Annotated in this window: 12 protein-coding genes, 1 tRNA gene and 1 other RNA gene; 9 read left to right on the forward strand and 5 right to left on the reverse strand. The window is 51.0% G+C overall.

Translation table 11 applies throughout. The features are described 5' to 3' along the window. Positions 1–77: 77 nt before the first annotated feature. The 5 genes from FBY13_RS07735 to pmrA all read right to left on the reverse strand — a co-directional run bounded on the left by FBY13_RS07735 (position 78) and on the right by pmrA (position 3,186). A non-coding RNA gene (locus FBY13_RS07735) (RtT sRNA) lies at positions 78–202 on the reverse strand. Between the two features lie 42 nt (positions 203–244). Further along, a tRNA-Ser gene (locus FBY13_RS07740) sits at positions 245–332 on the reverse strand. Between the two features lie 206 nt (positions 333–538). Next, a complete protein-coding gene (gene msrA / locus FBY13_RS07745) occupies positions 539–1,078 on the reverse strand; it encodes a peptide-methionine (S)-S-oxide reductase MsrA (protein ID WP_063879930.1) in 540 nt (179 codons plus the stop codon). A 354-nt stretch (positions 1,079–1,432) separates the two neighbouring features. Continuing rightward, a complete protein-coding gene (gene pmrB, locus FBY13_RS07750) occupies positions 1,433–2,503 on the reverse strand; it encodes a two-component system sensor histidine kinase PmrB (protein ID WP_145393887.1) in 1,071 nt (356 codons plus the stop codon). A 5-nt stretch (positions 2,504–2,508) separates the two neighbouring features. Then, entirely contained in the window at positions 2,509–3,186 is a 678-nt protein-coding gene (gene pmrA, locus FBY13_RS07755; RefSeq protein WP_063879929.1) for a two-component system response regulator PmrA, read from the reverse strand. Between the two features lie 96 nt (positions 3,187–3,282). Between pmrA and FBY13_RS07760 the strand changes: the two genes are divergently transcribed. From FBY13_RS07760 to cheW, 9 genes are all read left to right on the forward strand, one after another. Next, positions 3,283–3,630 (forward strand): hypothetical protein, encoded by a 348-nt coding sequence (locus FBY13_RS07760; protein WP_145393888.1) that lies wholly within the window; start codon positions 3,283–3,285, stop codon positions 3,628–3,630. A 462-nt stretch (positions 3,631–4,092) separates the two neighbouring features. After that, positions 4,093–4,881: a trehalose-phosphatase gene (gene otsB / locus FBY13_RS07765; protein ID WP_145393889.1), complete on the forward strand. Its 789-nt coding sequence runs from the start codon at positions 4,093–4,095 to the stop codon at positions 4,879–4,881. Continuing rightward, on the forward strand, positions 4,878–6,314 hold the full coding sequence (gene otsA, locus FBY13_RS07770) for an alpha,alpha-trehalose-phosphate synthase (RefSeq protein WP_063879926.1): 1,437 nt from the start codon (positions 4,878–4,880) through the stop codon (positions 6,312–6,314). Before otsB ends, otsA begins: the two co-directional genes overlap by 4 nt. A gap of 1,028 nt (positions 6,315–7,342) precedes the next feature. Beyond that, on the forward strand, positions 7,343–7,693 hold the full coding sequence (gene flhD / locus FBY13_RS07775) for a flagellar transcriptional regulator FlhD (protein ID WP_006120236.1): 351 nt from the start codon (positions 7,343–7,345) through the stop codon (positions 7,691–7,693). Next, the gene (gene flhC, locus FBY13_RS07780) at positions 7,693–8,271 is read left to right on the forward strand and encodes a flagellar transcriptional regulator FlhC (RefSeq protein ID WP_063879925.1); all 579 of its coding nucleotides are present in this window, start codon (positions 7,693–7,695) and stop codon (positions 8,269–8,271) included. The genes flhD and flhC overlap by 1 nt, the downstream gene beginning before the upstream one ends. A gap of 130 nt (positions 8,272–8,401) precedes the next feature. After that, positions 8,402–9,289, forward strand: a complete 888-nt coding sequence (gene motA / locus FBY13_RS07785; RefSeq protein ID WP_063879924.1) for a flagellar motor stator protein MotA — start codon at positions 8,402–8,404, stop codon at positions 9,287–9,289. After that, positions 9,286–10,548: a flagellar motor protein MotB gene (motB, locus tag FBY13_RS07790; protein ID WP_145393890.1), complete on the forward strand. Its 1,263-nt coding sequence runs from the start codon at positions 9,286–9,288 to the stop codon at positions 10,546–10,548. Before motA ends, motB begins: the two co-directional genes overlap by 4 nt. Before the next feature lie 11 nt (positions 10,549–10,559). Beyond that, positions 10,560–12,554 carry a chemotaxis protein CheA gene (gene cheA, locus FBY13_RS07795; RefSeq protein ID WP_172897401.1) on the forward strand — a complete coding sequence of 665 codons (1,995 nt, stop codon included), beginning with the start codon at positions 10,560–10,562 and terminating at the stop codon, positions 12,552–12,554. Between the two features lie 23 nt (positions 12,555–12,577). After that, on the forward strand, positions 12,578–13,075 hold the full coding sequence (gene cheW, locus FBY13_RS07800) for a chemotaxis protein CheW (protein WP_013026106.1): 498 nt from the start codon (positions 12,578–12,580) through the stop codon (positions 13,073–13,075). Positions 13,076–13,278 lie beyond the last annotated feature (203 nt).

Below are 13,278 nucleotides of genomic sequence, written 5' to 3' on the forward strand. Positions count from 1 at the left end.
TCGGGGCTTCTCATCCCCCTCAGCGGAGAATATGTAAAAAAAAAGCCTGAACGTGAGTTCAGGCTCTTCTTTGAAGATGGCGGTGAGAGGGGGATTCACTCGCTGCGCTCGCCCTGCGGGTGGCCTTGCGGCCATGCAAAACGGCGGGCCGTTTTGTCGAACCCCGGTCGGGGCTTCTCATCCCCCTCAGCGGAGAATATGTAAAAAAAAAGCCTGAACGTGAGTTCAGGCTCTTCTTTGAAGATGGCGGTGAGAGGGGGATTCGAACCCCCGATACGTTGCCGTATACACACTTTCCAGGCGTGCTCCTTCAGCCACTCGGACACCTCACCGCAAATTGTCGCTGACCGCGCTGGGTCAACGGGGCGCTACTATAGGGAGTCGGCCTGAAACGGTCAAGCACTATTTTTCTCTTTTGTTCTATTCGCTTAAGCTCTGAACGAATCGCATTAAGGCTGCGCAAAAGTCGGTTTTTTAGTGCAAAAAAGGCGACAGTGCACAGCGCATTTGTCGGGAAGATTCGCCAGGATGCGTAAGCTTACTGCGCGCTTTTTACCCGGTTAGCAAAACTCTTACGCAGCTTTTGCAGTTTAGGTGGAATCACCGCCATGCAGTAACCGTTGCGCTGACCGGCACCTTCCCAATAATCCTGATGATAACCTTCCGCCGGATACCATGCTTTTAACGGCTCAATGGTGGTCACGATCGGGTCATTGTGATCCTGCTGAGCGCGCGCAATGGCCGCCCGGGCTTCGGCTTCCTGCTCCGGCGTCTCAACAAAAATAGCGGAACGGTACTGTGTACCGATGTCATTGCCCTGACGATTAAGCTGGGTCGGATCGTGGGTTGCAAAGCTGATGTCCAGCAAATCACCGTAGCTGACCTTCTCAGGATCAAAACCAATACGAATGGCTTCGGCATGGCCGGTGGCACCACTGCACACCTGCTCATAGGTCGGATTAGGGCGCTCGCCGCCGGTATAACCACTTTCCACTGACTCAACGCCGATCACATCTTTAAATACCGCTTCTGTACACCAGAAACAGCCGCCTGCGATCACTGCATATTCGATAGCCATAAAGTTACTCCTGTCTGGTCTGAAGGAAAGAGGTGGGGATGGGATCGATCGTTTTCAACGCCACAAGGCAATTCACTCCGTGTCAGCCTGTGGCAGGGTAAGGAAATGACGTGAGGCGAATGACTTAGCGTAGCAGGGATTGCTTGCCTGTGCCTGAAGGGAAACCTGAGGGCAGTGCGGTTTAATGTTTCCTTAATATAAGGAAGAGATACTGCATAAAACGTTACCGGAGAGACCAATGAAAACCACTAGCGTATCCGTCAGTTCTGTTTCGTCGCGCAGCAGCAGCGAATATCTTGCTACCATGATTGCCGTTTGCACAGTGATTGCCTTCCTGGCCTGCTGGTTCAACGGCTAAAGCACGCCAGCGAAGTTTACCCTGGCGCGGCAGCCTGAAAGGTCAGGGCGATTTTCCAGCAGAAATTTTCCGTTATGCAGTTGGACAATCCGGCTGACAATACTCAATCCCAGCCCGATGCCGCCATAGCGCGTATCCATGCGCACAAACGCTTTGCTCAGTTCACCGCTCATACTCTCATCAATCCCGGCCCCTTCATCCTCTATTACCAGCGACATGCCGGTGGCGTTTTCAAGCCGAACCGTAATGTTGCCTTCGGGTGGGCTATAGCGATGGGCGTTCTCGACCAGATTACGCAGCAGCATCCTGAGCAATATGGCATCGCCTTTAACCACGAAAGCGTTTTCAACGTCCAGAGTGAGTGTCTGGTTACGCGCCTCAAGCATCGCGCTCAGCTCGGCTTCCATCGGCAGGATCACCTCATCCACCATCGCGACATTCTGGTAGCTGCCAGAGGTAAACTGCTGACCGGCACGCGTGAGTTGCAGCAACTGGGCGACATTTGCAGTCATCTGATCCAGCCGCTGTAATAAAGGCTGAGTATCGACCGCCTGATTACGTTGTAACAGCTCAAGATGTAACCGCAGCCCGGCCAAAGGCGTCCGCAGTTCATGGGCAACATCGGCAGTGAAGAGTCGTTCACGTTCCAGACTGGCGGTTAAGCGCGCGACGAGCCGATTAATAGCCTGCGTCACCGCGTCAATCTCCTGCACCGAGCCTTCAAAGACAATCGGTTCCAGATTCACTTCACTGCGACTTTCGAGTTCGTGCTGCAGTTGATAAAGCGGGCGCGTAATCCATCTTACCGCCTGATAGCACAGCAGCAGCGTCAGGGTAATCATCACCAGGCTTGGCAAGGCAAGGCTGACGATGGCTTCGCGCACTTCTTTATTAACGTGCTTATCCATATTGCGGTTATGCAGATGGGCTTCAACCAAAAACTGTACCTGCTCTTTGCTTTCATGCCAGAGCCACGCAACGCTGATCAACTGAAAAAACAGCATGATCAGGCCAATCGTGAGCATCAGCCGAAAACGCATCGTGGTGCCAGAGCGATAAGGATTCATGGTTATCACGACTCTTTTTCTGTACGCGACGGCGATAAGGCATAGCCGAAACCGCGCACTGTACGGATCATGCTTTTGCCAATCTTGTCACGCAGGTTATGAATATGAACTTCAAGCGTATTGGTGGAAGGTTCATTATCAAAGTTGTAGATGTCCTGATACAGCAACTCGCGATGAACCGGATGGCCCGCCTTAAGCATCAGGCGGGACAGGATGGAGAACTCTTTTGGTGTGAGGTCCAGTAGCGTATTGTCCAGATGAATCTGGCGGTGAGTCATATCCAGCGACAGATTACCCACCTCGACGCGGGAGTCACCCTGATTAACGTGACGCCTGATCAGCGCACGAATCCGTGCCAGCAACTCATCCAGTGCAAAAGGCTTTATCAAATAGTCATCAGCCCCGGCGTCCAGTCCCGCAATACGCTCCTCTATGGTATCGCGAGCGGTCAGGATCAACACCGGCTGCATCTGCTTTTGCCGACGCAGACGTTGCAACAAATGCAGCCCGTCTTCATCTGGTAGGCCGATATCCAGAACCAGCAGGCTATAGAGCCCATTAGCCAGATGCGCTTCTGCGGAACGCGCCGTCGAAACACCATCACAAACGTAGCCTGCACCTTCCAGCGCCAGTACCAGTCCCTGTAAGAGCAGGGTATCGTCTTCAACAATCAATATCTTCATAATCGTTTTTTGGGGACCTTTTCCAACCAGCGCAGGTTATTGGAAGAGAGGTTGCAGCGCCTCCGCCTCAACAGACTCGGATTTCTCAGGACATGCATGTTGAGCATTTTGACCGAAAACCAGAAAGCCGCCTATCGAATCCGGGGAAATGCGACTTTTGCATCGCGCGACGAATATCTGTTACAGGCATCCCGTACTCAATGCCTGAGTGACACCGCGTTTACGCCGGCGGCCTGCCCGCATTTGCCAGGGCCAGAAAGCGCGTTAACGTGCACGTTTATCGTAAAGCACGCATCCCTTTCGGCAAATACAGCGTTCAGCATCGGTAAAAATAATCTAATCAGTAAAAAAGGACAGTGCGCCAATTTAAAAAGGAATAATCAGAAAAAGAGGGTAGCCATGCGCTATAAGAAAAAACAATTAATCACCCTTATTATCAATTGAGGAATATTCATTTAACCCAGAAGCAAAAGCCGGGTTCAAAACGTCCAGAACAGACAAGACATATTTGCCGACAATAATATTGTCGAGTCTGCCTGTGAAAGATTAGGAAAACCTTAAACAGGTCCATTTATTACATTTATGTTTCGTCTGGATTTGCGCAAAAACGATCCAGTAATCGCGAAATGCAAGAGAAATTTTCCACGACCCTGTTAAAGCGAGACGGCTGGCACGGGAAATGCATATTTCTGGCAGAACAGAAGATAGCGACTACACTTTATGTGGCGACAATGACAGTCAGCGGGTTTATCAGCATTGAAACGCGTTTGTTTTTGGAGATAACGTTATTGAATTGCAGGGTTTTACCACGCACTCTCCTTACTTCATATGGCCTTGAGCCAACCTCTTGCTGAAATCCCTCTGCTGTAATGTCCTGATGATGAACCTATTTACAGGAGAAGACACGTGACCCAGACGGCAGATAGTGATGCCTCATTCCCGTCATTGAGCGGCGGTCTGTATGCCTTCTTTTTTGATGTTGATGGCACGCTGGCAGCGATTCAGTCCCAGCCAGATGCCGTTTTCATTCCAGAAAATGTCGTCGCACAACTGCAACGGCTCTCATCTTTATGCCACGGCGCGCTGGCGCTGGTCTCAGGCCGACCCGTTGAACAACTTGACGCACTGGCGGCTCCTCTGCGTGCACCAGCAGCGGGCGTTCATGGCGCAGAACGGCGCGATGCGACAGGCGAGCTGCACCGGGTGACCTTGCCGGACGACGTTGAACGTCCGCTAAAAATCATGCTTGAGAATGCGATGGCGCAGTGGCCCGGCACGCAACTTGAAGCCAAAGGCATGGCGTTTGCGCTGCATTTTCGTCGCGCACCGCAGTACGAGCAGGATGTCATGCAGCTGGCAGAGGCGGCTGTCAGCCGTTTTGATGGCCTTGCGCTGCAGCCAGGCAAATGCGTCGTTGAAATCAAACCTACCGGTATTGATAAAGGCGCAGCCGTCCATAAATTTATGCAGGAAGCGCCATTCTCAGGCCGTATCCCCGTATTTATCGGCGACGACCTCACAGATGAAAAAGGATTCGCTGCAGTGAATGCGATGCAGGGGATCTCGATAAAAGTCGGAGAAGGCCCAAGCGAGGCACGTTATCGTTTACATGACGTTACGGATGTCTATGCCTGGCTTGAAAGAACACGATTACAATTAGAGAAAGACAACGTTGGTAAGGAGTTTAGGTTATGAGTCGTTTAGTGGTTGTATCTAACCGTATCGCCATGCCAAATGGGAACAAAACCAGTGCAGGCGGCCTTGCAGTCGGTATTCTGGATGCGCTTAAGAGCACTGGCGGACTCTGGTTTGGCTGGAACGGTGAGATTAGTGAGTTTTCAGGCGAGGAAGAAAACCCGGTATCGGTCATGGAGCACGACGGTATTGAGTACGCTTCTTTCCCTTTGAGCCAGAACGAGTACGATCTCTACTACTGCCAGTTCTCCAACACCGTTATCTGGCCTGCCTTCCATTACCGCCTGGATTTAGTGCAGTTCCAGCGTGAAGCCTGGGAAGGCTACTGCGAGGTAAATGATGCGGTGGCACAGCGCCTGAAGCCATTGATCCAGCCAGATGACATCTTGTGGATTCATGATTACCACTTTTTGCCGTTCGCCGCCGCGCTGCGTCGGGCAGGCATCAACAACCGTATCGGTTTCTTCCTGCATATTCCGTTCCCTACACCGGAAATTTTCAATGCGCTGCCTCCGCATCAGGAACTGCTGGAGATGCTGTGCGAATACGATTTACTGGGCTTCCAGACAGAATCAGATCGCGTCGCCTTTCTCGACAGCGTCAGCCAACTGACCCAGTTGCAGAACAAGGGTGACAAGAAACATCGCGCCTACGGCAACACCTTTATGACTGAGGTTTACCCTATCGGGATTGAACCAGACAGCATTAAAGAGATGGCAGAAGGGCCGTTGCCACCGAAGATGGCCGCGATGAAAAAAGAGCTCGGCGATGCGCGTAATATCATTGCCTGTGAACGGCTGGATTACTCCAAAGGGCTTCCCGAGCGCTTCCTGGCTTATGAAGCGCTGCTGGAAAACTATCCTCAACATCGGGGTAAAATCCGCTACTCGCAGATCGCGCCAACGTCACGTGGTGATGTGCAGGCTTACCAGGACATCCGCCATCAGCTTGAAACCGAAGCAGGGCGCATCAACGGTAAATACGGTACGCTGGGCTGGACACCACTCTATTACCTCAACCAGCACTTTGATCGTCGCTTGCTGATGAAAATCTTCCGCCTAACCGACGTCGGTTTGGTCACACCGCTGCGTGATGGCATGAACCTGGTGGCGAAAGAGTATGTTGCGGCGCAGGACCCGGATGACCCAGGCGTACTGGTGCTGTCCCGTTTTGCCGGTGCAGCTAATGAGCTGACCTCGGCATTGATAGTGAATCCTTATGACCGGGATGAAGTGGCCGCAGCGCTGGATAAGGCCATTACCATGCCCCGTACAGAAAGGATTTCACGCTATAACGACATGATGGCGGTATTACGCAAAAACGATATCACCGCCTGGCGTGAAAGCTTCTTACGCGATCTGGAAAAGATTGCGCCACGTAGCGCAGATCATGGAATAGCGAATAAAGTGGCAACCTTTCCTAAACTCGCCTGATGCCTCAGCAAGCCACGGATGGCTTGCTGTTTGCCGTACTTATCCCTTACCTCGCAAAACCCTTTCTCACCCCCACAAAACGCGTCTGGCCTCGCCAGTCCCATGACTCAGGTTTCTAATAGGTTATCCTTAACGCAAAGCCTCACCTGACCTGCGGCTGTACGGTATGACGCCATCCTGACCTCAGGATGAGTAACAAAAATGGCAAAACACTATTTTTACCTGGTTAAGCTAAAGTTCTCTTCAATTCTGCCGATAGTCTAAGTGCACAAAAGTATCCTGCCTGCAATTCATTCACGTTCTTAATGTAACTCCTTGTTACATCGACGATCGCCTCCTAAACACCTTGCTGTCGGCCTTTATACCGGATTGTCAGAAAGCGCGTAATCCTTCTGAGCTGCCTTTCATTACTGGTTGTCTTCAGGGGCCAGTAAACGTCTAACTGTCTAATTTGAATGCGAATAATTGTTTCTGGTGACAGAGTATTACACTAGTTTTATGGTTTTGGCTGGTTCTAAATAGGGCGCAAATTGCATTCGCGAACATAAACGTGAGCTCAACCACCCTGTTTCAATTCCGTCATGGTTTTGTTGCCAATTAAGTCCTTGTCAGGACAAATCCCTACAAAAAAAACACGGATTTGTTCAAAAATTAGCCATTCAAAGTGTGATCATAAAGTATTTCTGAAGAAAATAGGGGCAAAAGTGTGACCTGCGTCACACTTTATCTAAAATTTAACCTAACTGTCGTTGTATGTGAGGATCAGACGATATAGATTTGCCTTGTTTTCGGATTAGTCTTAAAAAATGTGAAAAGACCTCACGGAAGAAGGTTAACGACTTAAGAATAAAGTGGACTGAAAAATGACTTCTGACCCGGACGTAAAAGGGTCACAAAAAGAAGCAGTGCTCAGAACCATTGGCTGTTTATGATTAATTATTTTGCCATCTTTAGATTTACCAACCAGCAGCTCGATACGCAGAGAAGTTATCTGCGGTAAGTTACGTCGCGTCTCTCAGGATGGAAAAATGGGTACATCTGAATTACTAAAACATATTTACGATATCAACTTGTCATATTTACTGCTCGCGCAGCGATTAATTAACCAGGAAAAAGCTTCGGCAATGTTTCGCCTCGGGATTGATGAAAAGATGGCAGACGCATTGTCTGAATTAACCTTACCTGAAATGGTAAAATTAGCTGAGACCAATCAACTTGTGTGTCAGTTTCGTTTTACCGATAGCACCGTTATTAATCGCCTGACGCAGGAATCACGCGTGGATGATTTACAACAAATCCACACCGGGATTCTGTTATCCAGCCGTTTACTACGCAGCGCGTCTAAAGACGCCGCGCCTACTAAAAAGAGGGCGGTATAATGGGTGAAAAAAGTATTGTTCAGGAAGCACGTGATATTCAGCTCGCGATGGAGTTGATCACATTGGGTGCGCGCTTACAAATGCTGGAAAGTGAAACCCAGCTTAGCCGCGGTCGCCTGATTAAACTGTATAAAGAGTTGCGTGGTAGTCCGCCACCAAAAGGCATGTTGCCTTTCTCTACTGACTGGTTCATGACGTGGGAACAGAATATTCACTCTTCCATGTTCTGTAACGCCTGGACTTTCTTACTGAAGACCGGTTTGAGCAAAGGTATTGATGCGGTAATTAAAGCTTATCGTCTCTATCTTGAGCAGTGCCCGCAATCGGACGAGGGCCCGCTGTTGGCGCTGACACGCGCCTGGACCCTGGTGCGATTCGTTGAAAGCGGTATGCTGGAATTATCTGACTGCAAAAGCTGCAATGGTAGCTTTATTAATCATGCACATCAGCCCATTGGCAGTTTTGTTTGCAGCCTGTGCCAGCCGCCATCACGTGCCGTAAAAAGACGTAAACTTTCTGCAGATACTGCCGATATCTTTCCACAACTGCTGGATGAACAGGTTAAACAAGCCGTTTAAATTTGTTCGCAATGTGGAAGTCATCCAGCAGCGGTTAATCCCGCTGCTTTTTTTTTGCCTCCATGTGGTGAATATCACCTGGGTCTCTGGCTTAACGTCGACCAACACGTTACGGACGTAAGGATTTTTTGTGCTGATAATTATAGGTTACATCGTTGTATTAGGTTCCGTGTTGGGCGGATACGCTTTAGTAGGCGGCCATCTTGGCGCGCTGTACCAACCTGCTGAACTGTTGATGATCGCCGGTGCGGGTCTGGGTGCTTTTCTGGTGGGGAACAACGGTAAGGCGATTAAAAAGACGCTGAAAGCCCTGCCGATGCTGTTTCGCGGGTCCAAATACAATAAAGCGGTGTACATGGATTTAATGGCCCTGCTTTACAGGCTAATGGCGAAATCTCGCCAGCAAGGCATGTTATCGCTGGAGCGCGATATTGAAGATCCTGCGCAGAGCGAAATTTTTGCTAATTATCCCCGCATCTTAGCCGATAAACAGTTAGTAGATTTCATCACTGATTATTTACGCCTGATGGTCAGCGGCAACATGAATGCGTTTGAGATTGAAGCATTGATGGATGAAGAGATTGAAACCTACGAACACGAGTGTGAAGTGCCTGCGCAAAGTATCTCAGCAGTAGGCGATGGCCTGCCAGCCTTCGGTATCGTCGCAGCGGTAATGGGTGTGGTACATGCCCTGGCATCCGCCGACCGCCCAGCTGCAGAGTTAGGCGCGCTGGTTGCACATGCGATGGTGGGAACCTTCCTCGGGATTTTGCTGGCATACGGTTTTGTTTCGCCTCTGGCGTCAGTATTACGTCAGAAATGTGCCGAAACGACCAAAATGATGCAGTGCGTCAAAGTGACATTGCTGTCCAGCCTGAATGGCTACGCACCGCAAATCGCCGTCGAGTTTGGTCGTAAAACGCTTTACTCAGCCGAACGTCCTTCGTTCAGCGAACTGGAAGAGCACGTTCGCAACGCGAAGAACCCGGCTAAACAGACTTCGGATCAGACCTCATGAAACATGGCAATCGCCCAATTGTGCTGATTAGAAAGCGCAAACATAAAAAACATGAAGGAGGACATGGCTCATGGAAAATTGCCTATGCCGACTTTATGACGGCGATGATGGCATTTTTTATGGTGATGTGGCTGCTGTCGATCGCCAGTCCACAGCAGTTGATCCAGATAGCAGAATATTTTCAGACGCCATTAAAAGTGGCGCTGACGGGTGGACAGCGAAGCAGCGATAGCAGCAGTCCTATTCCCGGCGGCGGTGATGATGCGACCAAGAAGGATGGCGAAGTTAAAAAGGTTGTGGATATGGATGCGCAGAAACGCAAGCTGGATGAGATTCGCCTCAACCGGTTGCGTGAAAAGCTCGACCAGCTGATTGAAGCCGACCCACGCCTGAAAGCACTGCGACCGCATTTGATCATCAATATGGTGGAAGAAGGGCTGCGTATTCAGATTATCGATAGTCAGAATCGCCCAATGTTCAAAACCGGCAGTGCTGAAGTTGAACCTTATATGCGCGATATTTTGCGTGCGATTGCACCGGTTTTGAATGATATCCCCAACCGAATCAGTATCGCGGGGCACACGGATGACATTCAGTATGCCAGGGGCGATAAAGGCTACAGTAACTGGGAGCTGTCGGCTGACCGTGCCAATGCTTCCCGTCGTGAGCTGGTGATTGGTGGCCTGGATGGCGGAAAAATTCTTCGTGTCGTCGGCATGGCTGACACGATGAAACTGAAAAACCGCGGTGGTGATGATGCCGTAAACCGCCGTATTAGTCTGCTGGTCTTGAACCATGATACCGAAGCAGCGATTGAAAAAGAGAACGCTGAAAGTGACGCCGTTCAGGTCAGCGATCCGGCAGCCATTGAAAAGGTGACCGCACCCTCAGCTTCAATAGGGAATGCGGTAGACAACGTGACGTCTGCACCTTCATCCGCTGCCCCATCCGCGGGTGCGGCTAAACCAGCCACATCGACGTCGCCATCATCATCGAGCGGTGCGGTGAAAACAGGAACTTCCACGCAGCCAGCGTCTTCGACGGGTGCGGTGAAAACAGCAACATCCGCACAACCAGCGTCTTCGACTGGTGCGGTAACCACAGTATCTCCTGCACCGTCAGCTTCGTCGACGAGTGCGGTGATAACAGTAACCTCTGCACCGCCAGCGTCATCGGCTGGTGCGGGTAAAATAACCTCCGCGCCGCCAGCGTCATCGGCGGGTGCGGTGACTACAGCAGCCCCCTCACAGCAGAGGTGATTCCCGTGAGCATGGACATCAGCGATTTTTACCAGACGTTTTTTGATGAAGCCGATGAGCTGTTAGCGGATATGGAGCAACACCTGTTGGGACTCGATCCCCAGGAGCCAGATTCTGAGCAGCTTAACGCCATCTTCCGCGCCGCCCATTCCATTAAAGGCGGAGCCGGAACCTTTGGTTTTACGGTTTTACAGGAAACAACCCATATCCTGGAAAACATTCTGGATGGTGCTCGTCGCGGCGAGATGCAGCTCAGCACCGACATCATCAATCTGTTTTTGGAAACTAAAGACATTATGCAGGAACAGCTAGATGCTTATAAAACCGCGCAAGAGCCTAACGCGGAAAGCTTCAAGTATATCTGTGAAGCATTACGCCAACTGGCGTTAGAGGCTAAAGGTCTGCCGGTTGCAGCACCGGTTGTGGTTTCACTTGATGTGCCAGTAAGTCAGGCAGACTCAGCGAAAGCGGGCGCAGACAGCGTCCACCTGCAGCTGGTCGATCTGAAAGAAAAAGACATCGACCTGATGCTGGAAGAACTGGGTAACCTCGGCACGCTCAGCGACGTCAAGAAAGGCTCGACGTCTCTTGAGTGCCACATCACTGGCGTCGGTAAAGACGATATTGTTGCCGTACTCTGCTTTGTGATTGATGAAGCACAGATTCGCTTCCCGAGCGCAGACGCCGACGCTGCTGCAGCGGCGGAAAGCGATGCTGAGCCTGAGGTTGCAGAAGTGCAGACCGCCACCGTCACCGAATTGCCAGTTGCTGCCGTCAAGCGCGAAAGCAAACGTGTTGCCGCACCGGCCAAGACCAGCGAATCAAGCAGCATCCGTGTTGCCGTAGAAAAGGTCGATCAGTTGATTAACCTGGTGGGCGAACTGGTGATTACCCAGTCTATGCTGGCGCAGCGTTCAGGTGAGCTGGACCCGGTGGCCCATGGCGAACTGCTGAACAGCATGGGGCAGTTGGAGCGTAATGCACGCGACCTGCAAGAGTCGGTGATGTCGATTCGTATGATGCCGATGGAATATGTGTTCAGCCGCTTCCCGCGTCTGGTTCGCGATTTGGCCAGCAAACTGGGCAAAGAAGTCGAGCTGACCTTACTCGGCAGTTCTACCGAACTGGATAAGAGCCTGATCGAACGTATCATCGATCCGTTAACGCATCTGGTGCGTAACAGTCTTGACCACGGTATTGAGTCGCCGGACAAGCGTATTGCCGCAGGAAAAGTGGCAACGGGCAACCTGACGCTGTCGGCAGAACATCAGGGCGGCAACATCTGTATTGAAGTGTCAGATGACGGTGCGGGCCTTAACCGTGAACGTATTCTTGCTAAAGCGCTCACATCCGGCTTGCCGGTTCACGAAAACATGAGCGACGAAGAAGTTGGCATGTTGATTTTCGCCCCAGGCTTCTCCACCGCAGAACAGGTAACCGATGTGTCTGGTCGTGGTGTGGGCATGGATGTGGTGAAACGGAACATCCAGGAAATGGGTGGTCACGTTGAAATTGCCTCTAAACAAGGTAAAGGCACCACGATCCGTATCCTGCTGCCGCTGACGCTGGCCATTCTGGATGGTATGTCAGTGCGCGTAGCCGATGAGGTCTTCATTCTGCCGCTGAACGCGGTGATGGAATCATTACAGCCTCGCGCAGAAGAGTTAAAACCGCTGGCGGGTGGCGAGTGTGTCCTGGAAGTCCGTGGTGAATATCTGCCGCTGGTTGAGCTGTGGAACGTCTTTGATGTGAAAGAGGCCAAAACAGAAGCGACGCAAGGCATCGTGGTGATTCTGCAAAGCGCGGGCAAGCGTTACGCGCTGCTGGTAGACCAGTTAATCGGTCAGCATCAGGTTGTCGTTAAAAACCTGGAAAGCAACTATCGCAAAGTACCAGGTATTTCAGCCGCCACCATCCTCGGCGATGGCAGCGTGGCGTTGATTGTTGACGTTTCGGCGTTGCAATCACTTAACCGTGAAAAACGTGTGGCCGGCGCTGCCGCCTGATTGATAACGAAAAGGTAAATAACATGAGTGGAATGGCAACCGTGACAAAAATTGCTGGCGAAACTGTTGGTCAGGAATTCCTGGTGTTCACGCTGGGTGATGAAGAGTACGGCATCGATATTCTTAAGGTTCAGGAAATTCGCGGCTACGATCAGGTAACCCGCATTGCTAACACGCCTGACTTTATTCGCGGCGTGACCAACCTGCGTGGCGTTATCGTGCCCATCATCGATTTGCGTGTGAAGTTTGCACAGGCCGATGTTGAGTACAATGAGAATACGGTCGTAATCGTCCTTAATCTGGAAAACCGCGTAGTCGGTATCGTGGTTGATGGTGTTTCTGATGTCCTGTCGTTGACGCAGGAACAGATCCGTCCTTCACCAGAGTTTGCGGTGACAATGTCCACCGAGTACCTGACCGGTCTGGGTGCACTGGGCGACCGCATGTTGATTCTGGTTGACATCGAGAAGCTGCTGAGCAGCGAAGAGATGGCGCTGGTAGACAACCTGCGTACTGCCTAATCTTTCTTCACGGGTCAGTGAACGCTGGCCCGTGTTGATCTCCATAGCTTTCTGCATTCTCGCCTGCTTCAAAAGCGTTAACAGTGTTCGCAATATGTTAATTCTTCTCGCGTTGTCTGTGATCGTTCCCGCTAAATAACACAATTAACTGATATCAATAATTACAAAAGCCTTAAACGCTGCTTTTTCCTCGAACTTCACTA

Origin of the sequence: Pantoea sp. SJZ147 (assembly GCF_007828605.1) — a bacterium.
GTDB lineage: Bacteria > Pseudomonadota > Gammaproteobacteria > Enterobacterales > Enterobacteriaceae > Pantoea > Pantoea allii.

Bases quoted from the DNA above. Each gene is read 5' to 3' on its own strand.
- msrA (WP_063879930.1), bottom strand. From the start codon at position 1,078: ATGGCTATCGAATATGCAGTGATCGCAGGCGGCTGTTTCTGGTGTACA.
- pmrB (WP_145393887.1), bottom strand. From the start codon at position 2,503: ATGAATCCTTATCGCTCTGGCACCACGATGCGTTTTCGGCTGATGCTC.
- pmrA (WP_063879929.1), bottom strand. From the start codon at position 3,186: ATGAAGATATTGATTGTTGAAGACGATACCCTGCTCTTACAGGGACTG.
- FBY13_RS07760 (WP_145393888.1), top strand. From the start codon at position 3,283: ATGTTGAGCATTTTGACCGAAAACCAGAAAGCCGCCTATCGAATCCGG.
- otsA (WP_063879926.1), top strand. From the start codon at position 4,878: ATGAGTCGTTTAGTGGTTGTATCTAACCGTATCGCCATGCCAAATGGG.
- flhD (WP_006120236.1), top strand. From the start codon at position 7,343: ATGGGTACATCTGAATTACTAAAACATATTTACGATATCAACTTGTCA.
- flhC (WP_063879925.1), top strand. From the start codon at position 7,693: ATGGGTGAAAAAAGTATTGTTCAGGAAGCACGTGATATTCAGCTCGCG.
- motB (WP_145393890.1), top strand. From the start codon at position 9,286: ATGAAACATGGCAATCGCCCAATTGTGCTGATTAGAAAGCGCAAACAT.
- cheA (WP_172897401.1), top strand. From the start codon at position 10,560: ATGGACATCAGCGATTTTTACCAGACGTTTTTTGATGAAGCCGATGAG.
- cheW (WP_013026106.1), top strand. From the start codon at position 12,578: ATGAGTGGAATGGCAACCGTGACAAAAATTGCTGGCGAAACTGTTGGT.